Source organism: Burkholderia sp. BKH01 (genome assembly GCF_025685725.1).
In the GTDB taxonomy this organism is placed as follows: domain Bacteria; phylum Pseudomonadota; class Gammaproteobacteria; order Burkholderiales; family Burkholderiaceae; genus Burkholderia; species Burkholderia pyrrocinia_C.
The window spans coordinates 22241-44249 of record NZ_JAOTQT010000028.1 but is presented as its reverse complement, the minus strand read 5'-3'; the positions used below and the strand labels follow the sequence as shown (position 1 = coordinate 44249).

The 22009-nt window shown below is 66.2% G+C and carries 19 protein-coding genes; 3 read left to right on the top strand and 16 right to left on the bottom strand.

From position 1 onward, the window contains the following. Positions 1 to 33: 33 nt before the first annotated feature. The 6 genes from OEJ37_RS29320 to OEJ37_RS29295 all read right to left on the bottom strand — a co-directional run bounded on the left by OEJ37_RS29320 (position 34) and on the right by OEJ37_RS29295 (position 5884). On the bottom strand, positions 34 to 759 hold the full coding sequence (locus OEJ37_RS29320) for an amino acid ABC transporter ATP-binding protein (protein WP_263347983.1): 726 nt from the start codon (positions 757 to 759) through the stop codon (positions 34 to 36). After that, positions 756 to 1433, bottom strand: a complete 678-nt coding sequence (gene gltK, locus OEJ37_RS29315) for a glutamate/aspartate ABC transporter permease GltK (RefSeq protein WP_111015304.1) — start codon at positions 1431 to 1433, stop codon at positions 756 to 758. Before gltK ends, OEJ37_RS29320 begins: the two co-directional genes overlap by 4 nt. Beyond that, a complete protein-coding gene (locus OEJ37_RS29310) occupies positions 1433 to 2173 on the bottom strand; it encodes an amino acid ABC transporter permease (RefSeq protein WP_152859057.1) in 741 nt (246 codons plus the stop codon). Before OEJ37_RS29310 ends, gltK begins: the two co-directional genes overlap by 1 nt. 84 nt (positions 2174 to 2257) lie before the next feature. Next, positions 2258 to 3151, bottom strand: coding sequence for a glutamate/aspartate ABC transporter substrate-binding protein (locus OEJ37_RS29305; RefSeq protein WP_174421726.1), 894 nt, complete (start codon positions 3149 to 3151; stop codon positions 2258 to 2260). Between the two features lie 229 nt (positions 3152 to 3380). Next, complete coding sequence (locus OEJ37_RS29300) at positions 3381 to 4667, bottom strand: Glu/Leu/Phe/Val family dehydrogenase (RefSeq protein WP_152859053.1); 1287 nt, start codon at positions 4665 to 4667, stop codon at positions 3381 to 3383. A 263-nt stretch (positions 4668 to 4930) separates the two neighbouring features. Then, positions 4931 to 5884, bottom strand: a complete 954-nt coding sequence (locus OEJ37_RS29295) for a LysR substrate-binding domain-containing protein (protein WP_174421725.1) — start codon at positions 5882 to 5884, stop codon at positions 4931 to 4933. A 231-nt stretch (positions 5885 to 6115) separates the two neighbouring features. Here OEJ37_RS29295 and purB point away from each other — a divergent pair, with 231 nt between their 5' ends. After that, on the top strand, positions 6116 to 7504 hold the full coding sequence (purB, locus tag OEJ37_RS29290) for an adenylosuccinate lyase (RefSeq protein ID WP_096472451.1): 1389 nt from the start codon (positions 6116 to 6118) through the stop codon (positions 7502 to 7504). Positions 7505 to 7574: 70 nt separating this feature from the next. On the opposite strand, the gene OEJ37_RS29285 is transcribed toward purB, so the two are convergent. After that, the gene (locus OEJ37_RS29285) at positions 7575 to 8996 is read right to left on the bottom strand and encodes an NAD(P)/FAD-dependent oxidoreductase (RefSeq protein WP_174420965.1); all 1422 of its coding nucleotides are present in this window, start codon (positions 8994 to 8996) and stop codon (positions 7575 to 7577) included. Between the two features lie 273 nt (positions 8997 to 9269). Between OEJ37_RS29285 and OEJ37_RS29280 the strand changes: the two genes are divergently transcribed. After that, positions 9270 to 9917, top strand: coding sequence for a TetR/AcrR family transcriptional regulator (locus OEJ37_RS29280; RefSeq protein WP_174420964.1), 648 nt, complete (start codon positions 9270 to 9272; stop codon positions 9915 to 9917). A 73-nt stretch (positions 9918 to 9990) separates the two neighbouring features. On the opposite strand, the gene OEJ37_RS29275 is transcribed toward OEJ37_RS29280, so the two are convergent. From OEJ37_RS29275 to edd, 4 genes are all read right to left on the bottom strand, one after another. Continuing rightward, on the bottom strand, positions 9991 to 10494 hold the full coding sequence (locus tag OEJ37_RS29275; protein ID WP_174420963.1) for a gluconokinase: 504 nt from the start codon (positions 10492 to 10494) through the stop codon (positions 9991 to 9993). Between the two features lie 13 nt (positions 10495 to 10507). Beyond that, complete coding sequence (locus OEJ37_RS29270; protein WP_034182722.1) at positions 10508 to 11869, bottom strand: GntP family permease; 1362 nt, start codon at positions 11867 to 11869, stop codon at positions 10508 to 10510. A 220-nt stretch (positions 11870 to 12089) separates the two neighbouring features. Then, positions 12090 to 12716 (bottom strand): bifunctional 4-hydroxy-2-oxoglutarate aldolase/2-dehydro-3-deoxy-phosphogluconate aldolase, encoded by a 627-nt coding sequence (eda, locus tag OEJ37_RS29265; protein WP_174420962.1) that lies wholly within the window; start codon positions 12714 to 12716, stop codon positions 12090 to 12092. Between the two features lie 19 nt (positions 12717 to 12735). After that, positions 12736 to 14592 (bottom strand): phosphogluconate dehydratase, encoded by a 1857-nt coding sequence (gene edd, locus OEJ37_RS29260; protein WP_174420961.1) that lies wholly within the window; start codon positions 14590 to 14592, stop codon positions 12736 to 12738. 293 nt (positions 14593 to 14885) lie between these two features. On the opposite strand from edd, the gene OEJ37_RS29255 reads away from it, so the two are divergent. Beyond that, positions 14886 to 15734, top strand: a complete 849-nt coding sequence (locus OEJ37_RS29255) for a MurR/RpiR family transcriptional regulator (protein WP_027783542.1) — start codon at positions 14886 to 14888, stop codon at positions 15732 to 15734. A gap of 94 nt (positions 15735 to 15828) precedes the next feature. On the opposite strand, the gene OEJ37_RS29250 is transcribed toward OEJ37_RS29255, so the two are convergent. The 5 genes from OEJ37_RS29250 to leuS all read right to left on the bottom strand — a co-directional run bounded on the left by OEJ37_RS29250 (position 15829) and on the right by leuS (position 22007). Further along, positions 15829 to 16251: a CopD family protein gene (locus OEJ37_RS29250; protein WP_089464534.1), complete on the bottom strand. Its 423-nt coding sequence runs from the start codon at positions 16249 to 16251 to the stop codon at positions 15829 to 15831. A 17-nt stretch (positions 16252 to 16268) separates the two neighbouring features. Next, positions 16269 to 17540: a glutamate-5-semialdehyde dehydrogenase gene (locus OEJ37_RS29245; RefSeq protein WP_263347964.1), complete on the bottom strand. Its 1272-nt coding sequence runs from the start codon at positions 17538 to 17540 to the stop codon at positions 16269 to 16271. Positions 17541 to 17709: 169 nt separating this feature from the next. Further along, positions 17710 to 18804, bottom strand: a complete 1095-nt coding sequence (gene holA / locus OEJ37_RS29240) for a DNA polymerase III subunit delta (RefSeq protein WP_263347963.1) — start codon at positions 18802 to 18804, stop codon at positions 17710 to 17712. Between the two features lie 18 nt (positions 18805 to 18822). Next, the gene (gene lptE, locus OEJ37_RS29235; RefSeq protein WP_174420958.1) at positions 18823 to 19374 is read right to left on the bottom strand and encodes an LPS assembly lipoprotein LptE; all 552 of its coding nucleotides are present in this window, start codon (positions 19372 to 19374) and stop codon (positions 18823 to 18825) included. A 38-nt stretch (positions 19375 to 19412) separates the two neighbouring features. Beyond that, a complete protein-coding gene (gene leuS / locus OEJ37_RS29230; RefSeq protein WP_263347958.1) occupies positions 19413 to 22007 on the bottom strand; it encodes a leucine--tRNA ligase in 2595 nt (864 codons plus the stop codon). Between the last annotated feature and the right edge of the window lie 2 nt (positions 22008 to 22009).

Sequence of the window (22009 nt, the reverse complement as noted above, 5' to 3'; positions counted from 1 at the left end):
TTTCGCATGGGCGCGCACGAAGTGCGCGAATGCTCAGTGCAGGATCTTCGCGAGGAAGTCCTTCGCGCGTTCCGACTTCGGATTCGAGAAGAAATCGTCCTTGCGGTCGTCCTCGACGATCGCGCCCTTGTCCATGAAGATCACGCGATGCGCGACCTTCTTCGCGAAGCCCATCTCGTGCGTGACGACCATCATCGTCATCCCTTCCTGCGCGAGTTCGACCATCACGTCGAGCACTTCGTTGATCATCTCCGGATCGAGCGCGGACGTCGGTTCGTCGAACAGCATCGCGATCGGGTCCATCGACAGCGCGCGCGCGATCGCGACACGCTGCTGCTGGCCGCCCGACAGCTGGCCCGGAAACTTGTGTGCATGCGCCTTCAGGCCGACGCGATCGAGCAGCTTCATGCCCTTCTCGGCCGCCTCGTCCTTGCTGCGGCCGAGCACCTTGATCTGCGCGAGCGTCAGGTTCTCGGTGATCGACAGGTGCGGGAACAGCTCGAAATGCTGGAACACCATCCCGACCTTCGAGCGCAGCTTCGACAGGTTCGTCTTCCTGTCGCCGACCGACTGGCCGTTCACGAGGATCTCGCCCTGCTGGAACGGCTCGAGGCCGTTCACCGTCTTGATCAGCGTCGACTTGCCGGAGCCCGACGGGCCGCACACGACGACCACTTCGCCTTTCTTGACCTCGGTCGTGCAGTCGGTGAGAACCTGAAACTGGCCGTACCACTTGGAAACGTTCTTGATGGAAATCATCGTGTGACCTTTTTCTGGAGACTCTTGACGAGAACAGACGCCAACGAGCAAATCACGAAATAGCATGCGCCGGCGAACAGGACCATCTCGACGGTCGTGCCGTCGCGATCGCCGACGTTGGCGGCCGTGCGGAAGAAGTCCGCGAGACTGATCACGTACACGAGCGACGTATCCTGGAACAGGACGATCGCCTGCGTGAGCAGCAGCGGCACCATCGCGCGGAACGCCTGCGGCAGGATCACGAGGCGCATTGCGTGCGAGTAGTTCATGCCGAGCGCGAATGCGGCGTTCACCTGCCCGCGCGGCACCGACTGGATGCCGGCGCGGATGATCTCGGAATAATACGCGGCTTCGAACAGCGAGAACGCGACCATCGCCGACGCGAGGCGGATGTCGATCGTCGGCGACAACCCGAGCACGCCCTGCAGCAGCTGCGGCACGATCAGGAAGAACCACAGCAGCACCATTACGAGCGGGATCGAGCGGAACACCGTCACGTAGCCCTGCGCGAACCACGCGAGCGGCTTGACGCCCGACAGCCGCATCAGCGCAAGCAGCGTGCCCCAGACGATCCCGATGACGATCGCGATCAGCGTGATCTGCAGCGTGACGATCGCACCCGTCCATAGCGTCGGCAGCGCGCCGGGAATACTACTCCAGTCGAACTGATGCATCACTTGCCTCCGATATAGCCGGGCAGCCGCGTGCGGCCTTCGATCCAGCGCATGAGCGACATCACGACGAGGTTGATCAGCACATACGCGAGCGTGACCGCGATGAACGACTCATAGGTCTGCGCCGTGTAGTCGACGAGCTGGCGCGCCTGCGCGGACAGGTCGAGCAGGCCGATCGTCGACGCGACGGCGGAGTTCTTGAAGATGTTCAGGAATTCCGATGTGAGCGGCGGCACGATGATCCGGTACGCAACGGGCAGCAGCACGTAGCGGTACGTCTGCCATTGCGTGAGGCCCATCGCGAGGCCGGCGGCGCGCTGGCCCTTCGGCAGCGCGTTGATCCCCGAGCGCACCTGTTCGCACACGCGCGCGCCCGTGAACAGGCCGAGACAGACGATCGACGCGGTAAAGAACTGCGTGCCGGGCGGCAACTGCTTGATCCAGGTGCCGATCGATGCGGGCAGCAGCTCGGGTATCACGAGATACCAGATGAAGAACTGCACGATCAACGGAATGTTCCGGAAGATCGACACGTAGAAGGTGCCGAGCGCGGACAGCCACTTGTTCGGCACCGTGCGCAGCACGCCGAACAGCGAACCGACGATCAGCGCGATGACCCAGGCGGAGAGCGACACTTCGATCGTCACCCGGAAGCCGGACATCAGCCATCCGAAATAAGTCGTCGGCTCGCCGGTCGAGACGGGGCTCAGGAAGATGCCCCAGTTCCAGTGGTAAGACATGGGCAAGACTCCAGCAAAAAGAGACGGAAGAAGCGTGGCCTCTTCCGTCTCATTAGCGTCATTTCTGCATCAACGGCCGTGCGGTCAGTCGAGTGCCTTGTCGTTCGGGTTCGCGTACAGCTTCTTCATCGAATCGGACAGCGGGAAGTTCAGGTTCAGCCCCTTCGGCGGAATCGGGTTCTCGAACCACTTCGCGTAGATCTTCGCGGCCTCGCCCGACTTCTCGACTTGCGAGATCGCGTCGTCGACGACCTTCTTGAAGTCGGCATCGCCCTTGCGCATCATGCAGCCGTACGCTTCTTCCGATTGCGGCGTGCCGACGATCACCCACTCGCCCGGCTGCTTCGCCTTCGCGCGCTCGCCCGCGAGCAGCGCGTCATCCATCATGAACGCGACCGCGCGGCCCGATTCCAGCGTGTTGAACGAATCGCCGTGATCCTTCGCGCTGATGATGCTCATGCCGAGCTGCTTGTCGTTGTTCATCTTGCGCAGCAGGCGCTCCGACGTCGTGCCGGCGGTGGTCACGACCGTCTTGCCCTTCAGGTCCGCGAAATCCTTGACGCCCGAATCCTTCTTCGTCATCAGGCGCGTGCCGATCACGAAGATCGTGTCGGAGAACGCAGCTTGCTGCTGACGCTCGGTGTTGTTGGTCGTCGAGCCGCACTCGATGTCCACCGTGCCGTTCTGCACCAGCGGAATGCGGTTCTGCGACGTGACCGGGATGTTCTTCACCTGCAGGTTCGGCAGGCTCAGCTTCTTCTTCACCGCGTCGACCACCTTCAGCTGGAATTCGCGGGAATAGCCGACTACCTGCTGATTCTGGTCGTAGTAGGAGAACGGGATCGACGATTCGCGGTGGCCCAGCGCGATCACGCCCGTGTCCTTGATCTTCTTCAGCGTGCCCGTCTCCTGAGCATGCGCGCCGCTTGCGAACGCGCAGAGCGCCGCGACCGTCAGGACTGCCTTGTGGTATTTCATTTTGGTCATCTCCTTGGCTAAAACCCGCGCCAGTGTATCAAAGTAATATTTTTGAAAGTACTGGTTGTTTACCGAACTACGAATCGCGCTGTCCGGCGCCTTCCTCCCGGCTCCGGGCACCCTTTCCGCGCCCCAATGCACGCGCGGGCGGCACCGGATTCGGCACCGCCCGCGAGGGTTCATGTACGCAACCGGATGGATTGCGTCATGGCTTGATCATAGTCGACGATCAGGGGTAGAGGCCGCGCATTTCGCGCGCCATCAGGATGCGCTTGCACGCAACGATGAACGCCGCGGTACGCACCGTCACCTTGTGCTCTTCCGCGACCGCCCACACGCCGGCGAACGCTTCGCGCATCACGCGCTCGAGGCGGTGGTTGATCTCGTCTTCCGTCCAGAAGAAGCTCGAGAAATCCTGCACCCACTCGAAGTACGACACGGTCACGCCGCCCGCGTTCGCGATCACGTCGGGGATCACGAGCACGCCGTTCGCGCTCAGGATGTCGTCCGCCGCCGTCGTCGTCGGGCCGTTCGCGCCTTCGACGATGATCTTCGTGCGGATCTTCGCTGCGTTCTTCTCGGTGATCTGGTTTTCCAGTGCCGCCGGGATCAGGATGTCGGTCTCGACCGTCCAGAACTCGTCGTTCGGCATCGGCTCCGCGCCTTCGAAGCCCGCGACGCCGCCCGTGCGTGCGACGTGGTCGAGCAGCTTGTTCGAATCGAGGCCGGCCGGCCGGTAGATCGTGCCGGTGTGATCCTGCACCGCGATCACCTTCGCGCCCGCTTCCTGGAACAGCTTCGCCGCGATGCCGCCGACGTTGCCGAAACCCTGCACCGCGATGCGCGCGCCTTCGATCTCGAGGCCCTTCTTCTTCGCCGCTTCGCAGCCGACGACGAACACGCCGCGACCCGTCGCTTCCTTGCGGCCGAGCGAACCGCCGAGCGCGATCGGCTTGCCGGTCACGACGCCGGTCGACGTCTGGCCCTGGTTCATCGAGAACGTGTCCATCATCCACGCCATCACCTGTTCGTTGGTGTTGACGTCCGGCGCCGGAATGTCGGTGTTCGGGCCGATGATGATGCCGATTTCGCTGGTGTAGCGGCGCGTCACGCGCTCGAGCTCACCGCGCGACAGCTTGCGCGGGTCAACGCGGATGCCGCCCTTCGCGCCGCCGTACGGCACGTTCACGGCCGCGTTCTTCACCGACATCCATGCGGACAGCGCCATCACTTCCGACAGCGTCACGTCCTGGTGGTAGCGCACCCCGCCCTTGCCCGGGCCGCGCGACACGTTGTGCTGCACGCGATAGCCCTCGAAGTGCGCGACGGTACCGTTGTCGAGCTCGATCGGCACATCGACGATCAGGATGCGCTTCGGGCGCTTCAGCGTTTCGAGCCAGCGCGACAGCGAGCCGAGGTACGGCGCGACGCGATCGACTTGCTGAAGATAGTTGCCCCACGGGCCGAGATCGTCGGCGTGCAGGTAGGACGGGATGGACTGCAATTGCGAAGACATGGATGCTCCAACGGTCAACAGGTGCGCACATTGTCGAAAAACCCGTTTTTTTTATCCAATGCCGTTTGCTTATTCGATTATGCGTTTCTTGCATGATCGCGATTTTTCGCAAATCCGCGGTCGATTTGCGCAAGAACGCACGCGATCGGCCGTGCATCGCGTCCGCGAAAAATCGTGTTGCCCGCGCGCCGGCCGGCCGCCGGACAGCTGTCCGACAGGCGCGGTAAGCTCGCCGTCAGTCGGCCGCGGTCGATCGTGCGCAGTCAGCCGTCCGTATCGCGCAGTTCGTCGCGCACGACCTCCCACAGCGCACGCACGAGCTTCTGCCGCGGATCGTCGCCCTGCAGCGCGAGCTTGTCGCAATACAGCCGGATCTCCATCGTCAGCGTGAACGGATGCGCGCCGCCGCGCACCGAACGGTCGAGCCGGATCAGCCGGCCGCCCGCGACCGCGTCCTCGACCGCGCTGTGCGGCAGGAACGCGACGCCGTGCCCCGCGAGCGCCATCGCCTTCAGCCCTTCGGCCATGTCGGTCTCGTAGACGCGATCGAGGAACAGCCGCGTCGGTGCGTTCGCGATGATGACTTCCGTCATCCGGCCGAGATACGCGTTCGGCGTATACGACAGGTACGGCACGCGCGCGTCGGCCGTGCCGGGCAGCGTATAGCGCGGCCGGCCCGCGCGGCCGGGGGCCGAGAACGGGCTGATCGGCTCGCTGCCGAGGATCAGCATGTCGTAGCGCGCCGGATCGAGCGCGACCGGATTGCTCGGGTGGTGGTAGCCCATCACGAGATCGCAGCCGCCCTCGACCAGCGACAGCACGGCGTCGTGCACGTTCAGCGCGCGCAGCCGCGTGTGGACCTGGCCCATCTTCGCTTCGATCCGCTGCAGCCAGCGCGGGAAATAGGTGAGCGACAGCGTGTGCGGCACCGCGAACTCGATCGTCGGCACCGGCGCGCCGACGTGGCCGCGCAGGAGCGTGCGCGCCTCATGCGCCTGCGACAGCATCGTCAGCGCCTGCTCGTAGAAGATCTGCCCGGCCTGCGTAAGCCGCGTCGGATAGACCGAACGATCGATCAGTTCGGTCGCGAGCCACGCTTCGAGCGCCTGGATGCGCCGCGAAAACGCGGGCTGCGATACGTGTCGCAGTTCGGCGGACCGGCTAAAGCTGCGCGTTTCCGCGAGCGAAACGAAGTCTTCGAGCCATTTCAGTTCCATGCAGGCGGGCGCGGCGGGCGGCGGTCGGGAGGAAGCCTGCATTCTACCGGCGGGCGGGCCCGGCCGGCGGCGGCGCGCACGGCCCGGCGGCCCGCTGCGCACCCGCGCCGGCGCGGCGTCGGCACGCGGCGGCGCCCGCCGGCCGCACGCGGCCGGGATCGTCGCGCGCCGATGGTAAAATGCCGGATTCTCCCTCCCCTCGCTCGACCCGGCCCCAAGGCCCGCCCGATCATGTCCGACACTCGTCCCGATACGCTTTTCGCCCTCACCGCGCTCTCGCCCATCGACGGCCGCTACGCCAGCAAGACCGAAGCGCTGCGCGACTGGCTCTCCGAAGCCGCCTTCATGCGCCACCGCGTCACCGTCGAGGTGCATTGGCTGATCGCGCTGTCGCGCGCCGGCTTCGCGGAAGTCCCGCGCTTCTCCGACGCATCCGAGCAGTTCCTGCTGCAGCTCGCCGAGCGCTTCACCGCGCACGACGCCGCGCGCATCAAGGAAATCGAGCGCGTGACGAACCACGACGTGAAGGCCGTCGAATACTGGCTGAAGGAATCGGTGAAGGGCCAGGCCGAACTCGAGAAGGCCAGCGAATTCATCCACTTCGCGTGCACGTCCGAGGACATCAACAACACGTCGCACGGGATGATGCTCGCCGGCGCGCGCGAACACGTGATCCTGCCGGCGCTGCGCACGGTCTACCAGCGCCTCGTCGCGCTCGCACACGCGCATGCGGAACAGCCGATGCTGTCGCGCACGCACGGCCAGCCGGCCAGCCCGACGACGCTCGGCAAGGAACTCGCGAACGTCGCCGCGCGTCTCGCGCGTGCGATCGCACGCATCGAGAAGGTCGAGATCCTCGGCAAGATGAACGGCGCGGTCGGCAACTTCAACGCGCACCTGTCCGCGTATCCGGAATTCGACTGGGAAGCGTTCTCGCGCGACGTGATCGAAAACCGCCTGAAGCTCACGTTCAACCCGTACACGATCCAGATCGAGCCGCACGACTACATGGCCGAGCTGTTCGACGCGGTCGCACGCGCGAACACGATCCTGCTCGACCTCGATCGCGACGTGTGGGGCTACATCTCGGTCGGCTACTTCAAGCAGAAGACGAAAGCCGGCGAGATCGGCTCGTCGACGATGCCGCACAAGGTCAACCCGATCGACTTCGAAAACTCGGAAGGCAACCTCGGCCTCGCGAACGCGACGCTGCGCCACCTCGCCGACAAGCTGCCGGTGTCGCGCTGGCAGCGCGACCTGACCGACTCGACGGTGCTGCGCAACATGGGCGTCGCGCTCGGCTACTCGCTGCTCGCGTACGACTCGCTGATCCGCGGCCTCGACAAGCTCGAGGTGAACCCGCAGCGCCTGAACGAAGATCTCGACAACTGCTGGGAAGTGCTCGCCGAGCCGGTGCAGACGGTGATGCGCCGCTACGGCATCGAGAACCCGTATGAGCAGCTGAAGGAACTGACGCGCGGCAAGGGCATCACGCGCGAAGCGCTGCAGCAGTTCGTCGGCACGCTCGCGATCCCGCAGGATGCGAAGGACCGCCTGCTCGCAATGACGCCCGCGTCGTACATCGGCAAGGCCGTCGAACTCGCGAAGCGGATCGCGTAAGCGCCGCCGTCGCCGGACGAACAAAAGCCCGATGCGAGCAATCGCATCGGGCTTTTTCCTTTTCCGACGCTCAGAACGAAATCATCCGGCCCGGGTTGAGCGCGCTCATCACGCTCATCGCTGCTTTCGCAGCCGGGATCGCGATCGGCGACAACTGCCGGCCGAGCGGAATCTCGCGATGGTCGATGCCGGTCAGCATCGAGAAATCGTCGTTGCGGCCGACGAAATCGTCGCAGATCGCCTTGCCGATCCGCACCGTCTGCGCGACGCCGTGGCCGCTCCAGCCCTGCACCATGTACATCGGCACGCGGCCGTCGGTCTTGCGGCTGTCGGTGGCGCCGTTCAGCGTGAAGTCGCTGACGCCGCTCCAGCAGTAGTCGAGCGCGAAACTGCCGTCGGCCTGCGGAAACACCGTGTTCAGCCGCGTCAGCAGATACGCATTGACGTCGGGCTGCGCCCAGCAGCTGCCGGTGCCCTGCCCGCCAAACAGCAGCCGGTTGCCGCGCACCGGCCGGTAGTAGTCGATCTGGAACTGCGTGTCGTAAACGGGCATGCCGGCCGGCATCAGCGTCGCGACATCGACGTCGAGCGGCGCCGTCACGCTCACGTACGTGAAGAACGGCACGGTCGTCGTCGCACCATCGTCGAGCAGACGGAACGTCGTGTTGTGCAGCGCGAGCACGACGCCCTTGCGCGCGGTGATCGTGCCGCCCGGCGTCGTCGCGACGACGCCCGCAGGCGTCTCGTCGAGTTCGAGCACCTCGGTGCCCTCGAACACCGCACCGCCGTTCAGCCGGAAGCCGTGCACGAGGCCGCGCACGAGCGCGAGCGGATGGATCTGCCCGCCGAGCGCGTCGATCGCCGCGCCGTGGTACAGCCCCGAGCGCACGTATTCGTCGTGCAGTTGATGGCGGCCGACGAGCGTCACGCCCGCGTCGCCGAGATGGCGGCGCGCATCCGCGCCGTCGAGCAGCGCGCTCATGTGGCCGGGGTGGACCGCCGCCGTGATGTGGCCGCGCTTGCGGTCGAGTTCGAGCGCGTAACGCGCGCCGATCGCATCGATCAGGTCCATCGATTCCGTCGACGCAAAGCGCCACAGCCGCTTCGCATCGTCGTGCGACAGGTAATCGATCATGTCGGCCGCTTCCCAGCGCGCGAGGCCGGGCGTCAATTGTCCGCCGTTGCGACCCGATGCGGCCGAGCCGACGTGATGCTTGTCGACGAGGATCGTGTCGACGCCCGCTTCCGCGAGATGCAGCGCGGCCGATGCGCCGAGCAGGCCCGCGCCGATCACGAGCACGTCGCACACGACGTCGCGCGCGAGCGGTGCGCCGTTCGCGTGGTGCGACAGCGACGCCTCGTACCAGTTGGCCGGGCGCTCGCCGTCGTAGCGGGCCGGGGCGCACCAGTTCCAGTTGTCTTTCTCGATGTTCAGTTGCGTTTGCTCGAAACGCGATTCGCCCTGGATCAGGGGTTTGTGATTGGAAGTCATGATTGCACTTGCATGGTCTTGGGCCGCCTGTCGAAGCCTTCTGGCTTTGCGTGTGGGGCAGCCGGTTCCACATGGGTGTCAACGAGAAAAGAGGCGCGGTGGCCCGTGTTGACGGCGGACACGCTCGTGCCGCCTGGATCCCGGACTGTGCGAAAGCACGTATTGAAAGGTGCCGGGACACCCAATTTCTACATCGCAGAAATAATTCTACAGTGTAGAATATACTTTCGTCAAGTTTACGGCCGGCCCCGCTCCGGCTGCCAGCCCGCATCGATGAAAGACAAACCCGCCCAGGGCCCGCGCGGCCTCGACAAGGACGCGATCGTCGCGGCCGCGCTCGTGCTGCTCGAAGACGTCGGCGAAGCCGCATTCAGCGTACGCAAGCTCGCGCAGTCGGTCGGCTGCGACCCGATGAGCGTGCTGTATCACTTCAAGTCGAAGGACGGCCTGAGCCGCGCGATCGCGAACGCGCTGTCGCGCTCGCTCGTGCCGGTCGACGACGCGCTGCCATGGCGCGACCGGCTGCGCGACCTCGCGCGCCAGTACCGCGCGCTCGCGCTGCGCCACCCTGCCGCGTTCGCGCTCCTGCAGCGCCACATGAGCACCGGGCCGGCCGATCTCGCGCACATCGAGGCCGTGCACCGCGCGCTGGTCGACGCCGGCATCCCGCGCGCGGCGCTGCCGTCGGTGTGCGTCGGCTGGTATGCGAGCGTGATCGGGCTTGCCGCCGCCGAGGCCGGCGGCCTCACGCGGCCCGCGAACGACGTGGAGCTGGAGGAAATGAACGCGCTGTCGGACACCGAGCATCCGCTCGTCAGGTCGGCTGCCCCGCTCTATGCGCAGCTCGATCCGGAGATCGTGCACGACACGATGCTCGACGTGCTGCTCGACGGCATCGCGAAACGCGCGCACGCCGCCTGACCGGTTTGCATGCCGCCAACGAAAAAGGCGCCCCGAAGAGCGCCTTTTTCATCATGATTGCCGCGAACCGCGCTCAGTGCTGCTGCGCGAGGCCGATCTTCACCATCACCTGATCGACGATCTGTTCGGGCGTCAGCTCGATGCTGACCACGATCGCTTCGTCCGGGCCCGGCTCCTCGAGCGTGTCGAGCTGGCTCTTCAGCAGCGACGGATCGAAGAAGTGGCCGGTGCGGGTCTTCAGGCGCTCGCGCAATACGTCGAACGAACCCTGCAGATACACGAACCGCACGTCGGTGTCGGTGCCGCGCAGCACGTCGCGGTACGCACGCTTCAGCGACGAGCACGTGAACACGGCCGTCTCGCCCGCGCGCTGCTTTTCCTCGATGGCCTCGCGGATCGAGCGCAGCCACGGCCAGCGGTCGTCGTCGGTCAGCGGAATGCCGTGGTGCATCTTTTCCTTGTTCGCCGCGCTGTGAAACGCGTCGCCGTCGGTATAGCTGCACGACAGGCGTTCCGCCAGCATTTCGCCGATTCGCGACTTGCCCGCGCCCGACACGCCCATTGCGATCAGAATCATTACGTACCCCTTGTTACAAAACCATGCTCAGCAGCAGCGTGAAGCTCAGGCCGAGCACCGAGATGATCGTTTCGAGCAGCGTCCACGTCTTGAACGTCTGGCCGACCGTCATCCCGAAATATTCCTTGATCAGCCAGAAGCCGCCGTCGTTCACGTGCGAGAAGATCAGCGAGCCCGAGCCGGTCGCGAGCACCAGCAGTTCCGGACGGACCGCCGCGCCCGATGCCGCCGCGATCGGCGCGACGATGCCGCAGGCCGTGGTCATCGCGACCGTCGCCGAGCCCGTGGCCAGACGAATCAGCGCGGCGACGAACCAGCCGAGCAGCAGCGGCGACAGGTGCGCCTGCGTGGCCGTTGCGACGATCTGCTGCGAGATCCCGCTATCACGCAGGATACCGCCAAAGCCGCCGCCCGCGCCGACGATCAGCGTGATCCCGGCGATCGGTGCCAGGCATTCGCCGCAGAACTTCTGGATCTGGTCGCGGTTGAAGCCCTGCAGCTTGCCGAACGTGAAGAAGCTCACGAGCACGGCAATCAGCAGCGCGACGTCCGAGTTGCCGGCAAAGCGCAGCAGGTTGTTCGGCAGCGTCTTCGGCGCGAAGACCAGGTCGGCCCAGCTGCCGACCAGCATCAGGATCACCGGCAGCAGGATCGTGAACAGCGTGATGCCGAAGCCCGGCAGCTCGCGCTTCTTGCCTTCGGTGTGCGTGTCGACGAATTGCGCGGCGAGCGGGTTGTTCTCCGGCAGCTTCACGAACTTCGAGATCGTCAGCGCGAACAGCGGGCCCGCGACGATCGCGGTCGGCACGCCGACGATCAGGCCGAATGCGATCGTCTTGCCGATATCGGCGCCGTACTGCTGGACCGCGAGCAGCGCGGCCGGGTGCGGCGGGATCAGCCCGTGCACGACCGACAGGCCGGCCACCATCGGCAGGCCGACGACGAGCAGCGACTTGCCGGTGCGCTTCGCGACGTTGAACGCGATCGGGATCAGCAGCACGAAGCCGACTTCGAAGAACACCGGCAGGCCGACGATGATCGCGACGAACATCATCGCCCAGTGGATGTTCTTTTCACCGAACCAGTCGATCAGCGTGGTCGCGATCCGTTCGGCGCCGCCCGATTCGGCCATCATCTTGCCGAGCATCGTGCCGAGGCCGACGACGATCGCGATGTGGCCGAGCGTATTGCCGTTGCCCGTCTCGAACGACTTGACGATCTTGTCCATCGGCATCCCGACCACCAGGCCGAGGCCGAGCGACACGATGATGAGCACCAGGAACGGATAGATCTTGAACCGCGCGATCATCACGATCAACGCCACGATCGCGATCACGGTATAGATGAGCAGCATGCTGCCTTGGACAGCCCCCATGTGGACTCCTCCTTGGGATTATTCGAACCGGGCGGGTCGTTGCGAGTATGCCCGGCTGTGCAGGTCTCCGAAACAGCGGGGAGACCCCCACCGTCAGGACGCTGAATTTTACTTATCTTTACGGTTCGCGGATAGAACCGGTTCCATCAGCAAAAACCCTCGGTAAAACAAGCACTAAGCGCTTGCCTTCCGAGGGTCAAACCATCATTCCGTACGAGTTTTAGCGGGAAAGCTGGCTCGCGGCTTGCGCGAGGCGCGTGACTTCGGCCCAGTCCTGCGCGGCGAGCGCGGCCTTCGGCGTGAGCCACGAGCCGCCGACGCACACGACGTTCGGCAGCTTCAGGAAATTCGGCGCGGTGTCGACCGTGATGCCGCCCGTCGGGCAGAACTTCAGCGCCGGGAACGGGCCGTGGAACGCTTGCAGCATCGGCACGCCGCCGGCCTGCTGCGCGGGAAAGAACTTCACGATCTCGTAGCCGAATTCGAGCGCCTGGATGATGTCGCTCGGCGTCATCACGCCCGGCAGCAGCGGCAGGCCCGCGTCGAGCGACGCGAGGTGCAGGTCCTTCGTCAGGCCCGGCGACACGCCGAACTTCGCGCCCGCGCGCTTTGCCTGCGCGCAATGCTCGGGCTTCGTGATCGTGCCGACGCCGACGACGATGTCGTCCGCGAGCTGGCTCGCGCGCTGGATCGCCTCCAGGCCGGCCGGCGTGCGCAGCGTGATCTCGAGCACCTTCACGCCGCCCGCGTGCAACGCGCGCGACACGTGTTCGCCCTGCTCGACCGAGTCGAATGCGAGCACCGGAATGACCGGGCCCAGCTTCACGATTTCAGCAATCGTCTTCATCAAATTCGCTCCTTGAAATTCATGCGTCGACGCGGACGGCCGTTTCGCCGACCAGCGTCCCGAAAACCGATGCGCCCTGCTCGGCCGGCGCCGCGGCCGCGCGGAACACGCCGAACAGTTCGCGCCCGAAACCGACCTCGTTCTCCGCCTGGTGCAGCGGCTGCGCGACCGGGCGCGCGTGCCACTCGGCCTCGTCGACCTCGATGTCGAGCACACCGGCCTCCGCGTCGATCACGAGCGTGTCGCCCGTCTTCACCTTGCCGAGCGGGCCGGCCAGCAGCGCTTCCGGCGACACGTGGATCACCGCCGGCACCTTGCCCGACGCGCCCGACATGCGGCCGTCGGTGACGAGCGCGACGTGGAAGCCCTGATCCTGCAGCACGCCGAGCAGCGGCGTCAAACGGTGCAGCTCGGGCATCCCGTTCGCGCGCGCGCCCTGGAAGCGCACGACCGCGACGAAATCGCGCTTCAGCTCGCCGCGATCGAACGCTTCCTGCACGGCCTCCTGCGAATCGAACACGATCGCGGGCGCCGTCACCTTGCGGTGCTCGGGCGCGACCGCCGAAATCTTGATCACGCCGCGGCCGAGCCGGCCCTGCATCAGGCGCAGGCCGCCGTCCGGCTGGAACGGGTCGCGGATGCCGCGCAGCACCTTCGTGTCGTGGCTCTCGGCCGTGCCGTCGACCCACGTCAGCTTGCCGTCGATCAGCTTCGGCTCCTTCGTGTAGTGCGACAGCCCCTTGCCGGCAACCGTCGTCACGTCCTCGTGCAGCAGCCCGCCTTCGAGCAGGTTGCGCACCAGGAACGCGACGCCGCCCGCCGCATGGAAGTGGTTCACGTCGGCCTTGCCGTTCGGGTAGATCTTCGCGAGCAGCGGCACGACAGCCGACAGTTCGTCGAAATCGTTCCAGTCGATCAGGATGCCGGCCGCGCGCGCGATCGCGACGAGGTGCAGCGTATGGTTGGTCGAGCCGCCCGTCGCGAGCAGCGCGACGATCCCGTTGACGATCGCCTTCTCGTCGATCACATGACCGATCGGCGTGTAGTGGCCGCGCTCGACGGTCAGGTCGAGCACGCGGCGCGCGGCCTCGGCCGTCAGCGCGGTGCGCAGCGGCGTGTGCGGATGGACGAACGCCGAACCCGGCAGGTGCAGGCCCATCAGCTCCATCAGCATCTGGTTGCTGTTCGCGGTGCCGTAGAACGTGCAGGTGCCGTGGCCGTGGTACGCGGCCGATTCGGCTTCGAGCAGCGCGTCTCGGCCGACCTGGCCGGTCGCGAACTGCTGGCGGATCTTCGCCTTGTCGTCATTCGACAAGCCACTCGTCATCGGGCCGGCCGGCACGAAGATGGTCGGCAGGTGGCCGAACTGCAACGCGCCGATCAAGAGGCCCGGCACGATCTTGTCGCAGATGCCGAGGCAGAGCGCCGCGTCGAACATGTTGTGCGTAAGCGCGATCGCCGTGCCCATCGCGATCGCCTCGCGCGAGAACAGCGACAGCTCCATCCCCGGGTTGCCCTGCGTGACGCCGTCGCACATCGCCGGCACGCCGCCCGCGAACTGTGCGACCCCGCCGTTCTCGCGCGCGGCGGCCTTGATGATGTCGGGGAAATCCTTGTACGGCGCGTGCGCGGACAGCATCTCGTTGTACGAGGACACGATGCCGATGTTCGGCTCGCGGATCGTCTTGATCGCGAACTTGTCGCTGCCCTCGAGGCCCGCGAAGCCGTGCGCGAGGTTCGCGCACGACAGCGCGCCGCGCGCCGGGAACTTGCCCTGCGCGCCGTCGATGCGGTGCAGATAGGCGGAACGGGTCGATTGGCTGCGGGCGATCACGCGTTCGGTGACCTTCGCCAGAGTGGGGTGCAGCGACGTCATGCTGGGCGCTCCTGTATGCCGGCCGACACCGGCGGTTGGAATCGTGGGGACGGTCGAATGCATCGACTGAACGAAGCCAGTCTAGTAGAAAAACTACACGCATGCAATGCAGATTGACTCACGCGCAACCCTCATTCCCGCCACCAGCAAGGCTTTACCTAGTGAAAACCCTAATTACCGTCAACACAATCGCGCCGGAGGCATTGCAATAACGCTAGTATTTTCATGTAGATTTTCTACAATTCGATTGCGATACACTCGCTCATCCGAACCCGATTTCCATCTGCCGTCCCATGCTGCCTCGCATTGAAGCGATCCGCGCCGAGTTGCGCCCGTCCGAGCGCAAGCTCGCCGACTACATCCTCGCCGCGCCGCGCGAGGTGCTCGACCTCGCGATGACCGAGCTGTCGACGCGCGCGGGCGTCAGCCAGCCGACGATCGCGCGCTTCTGCCAGGCGCTCGGCTGCAGCGGCTTTCGCGAATTCAAGATCCGGCTCGCGCAGAGCGTCGCGCCGGGCGTGTCGTCGGTGTATCGCGACGTCGAGCCCGACGAACCGGCGCCCGGCATCATCGGCAAGGTGTTCGACCGCACGATCGGCGCGCTGATCGAGGTGCGCAACAGCCTGTCCGCGGGCAGCGTCGCCGATGCGATCGCACTGCTGTCGAACGCGTCGCGCATCGAGTTCTACGGCGCCGGCGGCTCGGGCATCGCCGCGCAGGACATCCAGCACAAGTTCTTCCGGCTCGGCGTGCCGAGCGTCGCGTATTCGGATCCGCACACGTTCTCGATGTCGTCAGCGCTGCTCGGGCCGCACGACGTCGTCGTCGCGATCTCGAACACCGGCCGCACGCGCGACATCGTCGACGCCGCGCGCTCCGCGCTCGCGTGCGGCGCAAAAGTCGTTGCGATCACGCAGAGCCATTCGCCGCTCGCGAAGCTCGCGACGGTGAGCCTCGCGTCGAACGTCGCCGAGGAAACGGACGTGTTCTCGCCGATGACGTCGCGGATGTCGCATCTCGCGATCGGCGACATCCTCGCGGTCGGCGTCGCGCTGTCGCGCGGCCCCGCGCTGATGGAACGGGTCGGCCGCGCGAAGGAAGCGATCACGCGCCGGCGGATCGACGACGGCACGAAGGATTGAAGGCGCCGCGCAAAGCCGCGCGTAAACGAACAACGGCGCCCCGAAGGGCGCCGTTGCACATGGATCGAGCCGACAGCCTCGCCGGCCGCACCGCTCAAAACGGCTTGATCACGACCAGCGCGACCGCCGCGAGCATGCCGAGCACCGGCAGCTCGTTGAACACGCGATACCACTTGTCGGTGCGGCGGTTCTCGCCGCGCTCGAACACCCGCAGCAGGTGCCCGCAATACGCGTGATAGACGATGAGCAGCAGCACGACCGTCACCTTCGCATGGATCCAGCCCTGCCCCTGGCCGATGCCGATTACAAGCCAGAGCCACAGCCCGCAGGCCAGCGCCGGCACCGCGATCATCGTCATGAAGCGGAACAGCTTGCGCGCCATCAGCAGCAGGCGTCGCACGGCGGCCGGATCGGTTTCCATGGCCAGGTTCACGTAGATGCGCGGCAGGTAGAACAGCCCCGCGAACCACGCGGCGATCAGAACGATATGGAACGTCTTGACCCAGAGCATTGCCATCAGTTGTGCGCCTCGCTTTACTGGCGGCCTTCGCCGTGTCCGAGCACGACGTACTTCAGCGACGTCAGCCCTTCCAGGCCGACCGGGCCGCGTGCGTGCAGCTTGTCGTTCGAGATGCCGATTTCCGCGCCGAGGCCGAATTCGAAGCCGTCCGCGAAGCGCGTCGACGCGTTGACCATCACGCTCGCCGAATCGACCTCGCGCAGGAAACGCATCGCGCGGTCGTGATCCTCGGTGACGATCGCATCCGTGTGATGCGAGCCGTATTGGTTGATGTGCTCGATCGCGGTGTCGAGGCCGTCGACGACCTTGATCGCGAGCACCGGCGCGAGATATTCGGTGTGCCAGTCTTCCTCGGTCGCATCGACGAGCGGACCGACGCCCGCCTCGGCGAGCACCGCGCGCGCGGCCGCATCGACGCGCAGCTCGACCTGCTTGTCGCGATACAGCTTGCCGAGCGGCGGCAGCAGCTTCGCCGCGATGCCGCTCGCGACGAGCAGCGTCTCCATCGTGTTGCAAGTGCCGTAGCGGTGCGTCTTCGCGTTGTCGCAGACGGTGAGCGCCTTGCTGAGATCGGCGCGATCGTCGACATACACGTGGCAGATGCCGTCGAGGTGCTTGATCATCGGCACGCGCGCCTCGTTGATCAGGCGCTCGATCAGGCTCTTGCCGCCGCGCGGCACGATCACGTCGACGTATTCGGTCATCGTGATCAGCTTGCCGACCGCTGCGCGATCGGCCGTCGCGACGACCTGCACCGCGTCCTGCGGCAGGCCGGCCGCCGCGAGCCCTTCGCCGATCAGCTTCGCGAGCGCCGTGTTCGATTCGAGCGCTTCGGAGCCGCCGCGCAGGATCGTCGCGTTGCCCGACTTCAGGCACAGCGCGGCCGCGTCGATCGTCACGTTCGGGCGCGACTCGTAGATGATGCCGATCACGCCGAGCGGCACGCGCATCTGGCCGACCTGGATCCCGCTCGGGCGGTACTTGAGGTTGCCGATCTCGCCGATCGGATCGGCCAGCGATGCGACCTGGCGCAGGCCTTCCACCATCGTCTTCAGCGCCTTGTCCGACAGCGTCAGGCGGTCGACGAACGCCGCATCGAGCCCCTTTTCACGGGCGCGGGCGACGTCGCGCGCGTTCGCGTCCTTCAGCGCCTGCGCGTCGCGTTCGATCGCGCGCGCCACGGCGTCGAGCGCCGCGTTCTTCGCGGCCGTGCTGGCGCGCGCCATCGCGCGGGAAGCGTGCCGGGCTCGACGGCCCAGGTCGGTCATGTACTGATCGATATCCATCGTGTGACTCGAGAAGCGAGCCGCGCTGGGCGGCATGAATTCGTGGGGAAGCGTGGGGCGGCCCATCCGTATGGCGCGGCGGCCGGAAGGCCGCGCAGCGGATGGCTGCCCCGGCTATCGAAGCATTGTAAGCGGGTTGCGCAGCGCGCGCTGAAGGCCCGAATGGGGCCTAGCGCCGCACGCGACCCGCGATCGGCGGTCGCTCGCCGCGTGCGCCCGCGACCGTCATCGCGAGCTGGAACAGGCCGTCCCACGGATCGGGCGGCGGCTGGTCCTGCGTGCGGCGGCCCGGCACGACGGCAGTGAGCCCCTTGACCTGCCGGTCGAGCTGCGCGGCAAACGCGAGCGCCTTCTCGAGCACGGGTTCCGACACGCGGTTCAGCGCGGGGCCGATCAGCCGCTCGCGCAGGCCCCATACGCGGTTCTCGCGCAGCAGCGTCCCCAGCGGCTTGCCGGCCGTCGCACCGCGCTTGATCCGCAGCAGCGTGCGCAGCTCCTCGACGACGGCCCACATCACGAGCACGATCGCCTCGCCCTCGCCCTTCAGCCCGTCGATCATCCGCGCGAGCCGCGCGGCGTCGCCGGCGAGCATCGCCTCGTTCAGCTTGAACACGTCGTAGCGCGCGACGTTCAGCACCGCATCGTGCACCTGCTCGAACGACAGCGCGCCCTGCGGATACAGCAGCCCGAGCTTCTGGATTTCCTGGTGTGCGGCGAGCAGGTTGCCTTCGACGCGCTCCGCGATGAACTGCAGCGCGCGCCGCCCGTCGTCGCCGGCCGCGACGCGCTGGCCCTGCATCGACAGACGCTGGCCGATCCAGTTCGGCAGTTGCACGCGGTCGACCGGATCGATCTTCAGCGCGACGCCGCCGTTCTGCAGCGCAGTAAACCATGCGGATTTCTGCGTGGCCGCGTCGAGACGCGGCAACGTGACGAGCATCAGCGCATCGGGATTGGGCGTGGCCGCGAGTGTCTTCAGCGCGTCGGCGCCTTCCTTGCCGGGCTTGCCCGACGGAATGCGCAGCTCGATCAGCTGGCGCTCGCCGAACAGCGACATCGCCTGGGTCGCGCCGAGCAGCACGCTCCAGTCGAAGCCGCGCTCGACCGTATGCACCGACCGCTCGGTGAAGCCGGCAGCACGCGCGGCCGCACGAATGCGGTCGCACGCTTCCTGCGCGAGCAGCGGCTCGTCGCCGTAGACGGTATAGAGCCCGGCCAACCCCTTCGCGAGGTGCGGCTCCAGCGCATCAAGTCGCAATTGCATCGGTGCGTGCGCCGTCGATCAGAGCGGCGGCGGCGGCAGCGGCGCGCGCGGCGCGACGCCCGGCACCACGTCCTCCGGCGCCGGCGTCAGCGAGTGGACGATCGCGAGACGCCGCATCAACTGGTCGACCGCATCGTTCTGCATGTCGCCGTACAGGATGTCGGCTTCCTGCGCCTTCGCGTTCGTGTACTGGTCGCTGTACGTCATCGCGCGGTTCAGTGCGATCGCGCTCGGCGGGATCAGCACGGTGCCGTCCTTGCTCGTCAGCGTGTAGTTCAGCGTATAGAACAGCGCGTACTCCTGCGCCGAGCCGTACTTGTTGAGCGTCAGCGTGTTCTGGCCACGCGACTCCCACATGCGCAGCACGGCGTCGGCGTCGTCCGCCGACTTGACGATCTTCGTGTCGCTGCCGGCCTCGACGAGGCGCGTGAGCCGCGCCTCGACGGCCGCCGGCGCGCCGGCCACCAGCAGGTGCTTGAACGCATAGTCCTGCTGGCCCCGCAACTGGAAGCCGCATGCCGACAGCGCAACCGCGCTGCCGACGAGCATCAAAAACGATCTGCGGATCACCTTCGCTCCTTCTGGGTACGTCCGACGGCCGGCGGCCGTCAGACGACGATGTTCACGAGGCGGCCCGGCACGACGACGATCTTCTTCGCCGGCTTGCCGTCGCTGAACTTCGCGAACGCGTCGTCGGCCACCGCCGCGGCTTCGATCGCCTCGCGGCTCGCGTCCTTCGCGACCTTCAGCGCGCCGCGCACCTTGCCGTTCACCTGCAGCACGAGTTCGATCTCGGCCTGCTCGAGCGCGGCTTCGTCGACCTTCGGCCACGGTGCATCGAGCAGCGGGCCGAATTCGTCCGCGTAGCCGAGCGCCTTCCACAGCTCGAACGTGACGTGCGGCACGACCGGGTACAGCACGCGCAGCAGCACGCCGTACGTTTCGCGCAGCACGCCGGGCGTCGCGCCCTTCGCGCCGTCGACCGCGTTCAGCATCTTCATCGCGGCCGATACGACCGTGTTGTACTGCAGGCGCTGGTAGTCGAAATCGGCCTGCTTCAGCACGCTGTAGATCTCGCGGCGCAGCGCCTTGTCGGTTTCGCCGAGCGCGGCCGCATCGAAGCCCGCGCGCGCGGCGAGCGCTTCGCGGTTCGCATGGCCGAAGCTCCACACGCGGCGCAGGAAGCGGCTCGCGCCCTCGACGCCCGCGCCCGACCACTCGAGCTGCTGCTCGGGCGGTGCGGCGAACATCGTGAACAGGCGCGCGGTATCGGCGCCGTACAGGTCGATCAGCACCTGCGGATCGACGCCGTTGTTCTTCGACTTCGACATCTTCTCGATGCCGCCGAGCACGACCGGCTGGCCGTCCGTGTTCAGCGTCGCGCCGACCGGGCGGCCCTTGTCGTCGTGCGTGACCGTCACGTCGGCCGGGTTGTACCAGGTCTTCTTGCCCGATGCGTCTTCGCGGTAGAACGTCTCGTTCAGCACCATCCCCTGCGTGAGCAGGTTCTTCGCCGGTTCGCCGAACTTCACGAGGCCGAGGTCGCGCATCACCTTGGTCCAGAAGCGCGAATACAGCAGGTGCAGGATCGCGTGCTCGATGCCGCCGATGTATTGATCCATCGGCATCCAGTAGTCGGTGCGCGCGTCGACCATCGTCTCGGCATCCGGCGCCGTGTAGCGCGAGAAGTACCACGACGAATCGACGAAGGTATCCATAGTGTCGGTTTCGCGCTTCGCGGCCGCGCCGCACTTCGGGCACGTGCAGTTCAGGAACGCTTCCGACTTCGCGAGCGGGTTGCCCGAGCCGTCCGGCACGAGGTCTTCCGGCAGCACGACGGGCAGATCCTTCTCAGGCACCGGCACGTCGCCGCACGACGGGCAGTGGATGATCGGGATCGGCGTGCCCCAGTAGCGCTGGCGCGATACGCCCCAGTCGCGCAGGCGCCACGTGACCTGCTTGTCGCCGAAGCCGCCGGCCTTCAGGTCGGCCGCGATCGCGTCGACCGCCGCGCCGTAAGCGAGGCCGTCGTACTTGCCGCTGTTGACGCAGGCCGCGACTTCCTTGTCGCCGTACCACTCCTGCCACGCGTCGAGCGAGTACGTCTGGCCTTCGGCCGCGATCACCTGCTTGATCGGCAGGTCGTATTTCTTCGCGAACGCGAAGTCGCGCTCGTCGTGAGCGGGCACGCCCATCACCGCGCCTTCGCCATAGCTCATCAGCACGTAGTTGCCGATCCACACCTCGACGGGCTCGCCCGTCAGCGGATGCGTGACCGAGAAGCCCGTCGCGACGCCCTTCTTCTCCATCGTCGCGACGTCGGCCTCGGCGACGCCGCCGCGCTTGCATTCGTCGATGAACGCCAGCAGTTCGGGCTTGTCCTGTGCGAGGCGCGTGGCGAGCGGATGCTCGGCCGCGACCGCGCAGAACGTGACGCCCATGATCGTGTCGGCGCGCGTCGTGAACACGCGCAGCAGCTTCTTCTCGCCATCGAGTTCATACGGGAAGCCGAAGTTCACGCCAAAGCTCTTGCCGATCCAGTTCTGCTGCATGATCTTCACGCGCTCGGGCCAGCCGAGGCCGTCGAGATCGTTCAGCAGCTCATCCGCGTACTGCGTGATCCGCAGGTAGTACATCGGAATCTCGCGCTTTTCGACGAGCGCGCCCGAACGCCAGCCGCGGCCGTCGATCACCTGCTCGTTCGCGAGCACGGTCTGGTCGACCGGATCCCAGTTCACGGTGCCCGTCTTCTTGTACGCGATACCCTTCTCGAGCATCTTCAGGAACAGCCACTGGTTCCACTTGTAGTAGTCGGGCTTGCACGTCGCGATCTCGCGCGACCAGTCGATCGCGAGGCCCATCGACTGCATCTGGCCCTTCATGTACTCGATGTTGTCGTAGGTCCACTTCGCGGGCGGCACGCCGTTCGCCATCGCGGCGTTTTCGGCCGGCATCCCGAACGCGTCCCAGCCCATCGGCATCAGCGTGTTGTAGCCGTTCATCCGCAGATAGCGGTACATCACGTCGTTGATCGTGTAGTTGCGCACGTGACCCATGTGCAGCTTGCCGGACGGGTACGGCAGCATCGACACGCAGTAGAACTTCGGCTTCTGCGAATCTTCCTTCGTCTTGTAGGCATCGGCTGCGCGCCAGTCGCCCTGGGCGGCGGCTTCGACGTCGGCGGGTACGTATCTCTCGTGCATGG

Coding starts and splice junctions, on each gene's coding strand:
- purB (WP_096472451.1), top strand. CDS start 6,116: ATGTCCGACACTCGTCCCGATACGCTTTTCGCCCTCACCGCGCTCTCG.
- OEJ37_RS29280 (WP_174420964.1), top strand. CDS start 9,270: ATGAAAGACAAACCCGCCCAGGGCCCGCGCGGCCTCGACAAGGACGCG.
- OEJ37_RS29320 (WP_263347983.1), bottom strand. CDS start 759: ATGATTTCCATCAAGAACGTTTCCAAGTGGTACGGCCAGTTTCAGGTT.
- eda (WP_174420962.1), bottom strand. CDS start 12,716: ATGAAGACGATTGCTGAAATCGTGAAGCTGGGCCCGGTCATTCCGGTG.
- OEJ37_RS29295 (WP_174421725.1), bottom strand. CDS start 5,884: ATGGAACTGAAATGGCTCGAAGACTTCGTTTCGCTCGCGGAAACGCGC.
- holA (WP_263347963.1), bottom strand. CDS start 18,804: ATGCAATTGCGACTTGATGCGCTGGAGCCGCACCTCGCGAAGGGGTTG.
- gltK (WP_111015304.1), bottom strand. CDS start 1,433: ATGCATCAGTTCGACTGGAGTAGTATTCCCGGCGCGCTGCCGACGCTA.
- edd (WP_174420961.1), bottom strand. CDS start 14,592: ATGACGTCGCTGCACCCCACTCTGGCGAAGGTCACCGAACGCGTGATC.
- OEJ37_RS29250 (WP_089464534.1), bottom strand. CDS start 16,251: ATGGCAATGCTCTGGGTCAAGACGTTCCATATCGTTCTGATCGCCGCG.
- OEJ37_RS29310 (WP_152859057.1), bottom strand. CDS start 2,173: ATGTCTTACCACTGGAACTGGGGCATCTTCCTGAGCCCCGTCTCGACC.
- OEJ37_RS29255 (WP_027783542.1), top strand. CDS start 14,886: ATGCTGCCTCGCATTGAAGCGATCCGCGCCGAGTTGCGCCCGTCCGAG.
- OEJ37_RS29245 (WP_263347964.1), bottom strand. CDS start 17,540: ATGGATATCGATCAGTACATGACCGACCTGGGCCGTCGAGCCCGGCAC.
- OEJ37_RS29285 (WP_174420965.1), bottom strand. CDS start 8,996: ATGACTTCCAATCACAAACCCCTGATCCAGGGCGAATCGCGTTTCGAG.
- OEJ37_RS29270 (WP_034182722.1), bottom strand. CDS start 11,869: ATGGGGGCTGTCCAAGGCAGCATGCTGCTCATCTATACCGTGATCGCG.
- OEJ37_RS29305 (WP_174421726.1), bottom strand. CDS start 3,151: ATGAAATACCACAAGGCAGTCCTGACGGTCGCGGCGCTCTGCGCGTTC.
- OEJ37_RS29300 (WP_152859053.1), bottom strand. CDS start 4,667: ATGTCTTCGCAATTGCAGTCCATCCCGTCCTACCTGCACGCCGACGAT.
- OEJ37_RS29275 (WP_174420963.1), bottom strand. CDS start 10,494: ATGATTCTGATCGCAATGGGCGTGTCGGGCGCGGGCAAGTCGCGAATC.
- leuS (WP_263347958.1), bottom strand. CDS start 22,007: ATGCACGAGAGATACGTACCCGCCGACGTCGAAGCCGCCGCCCAGGGC.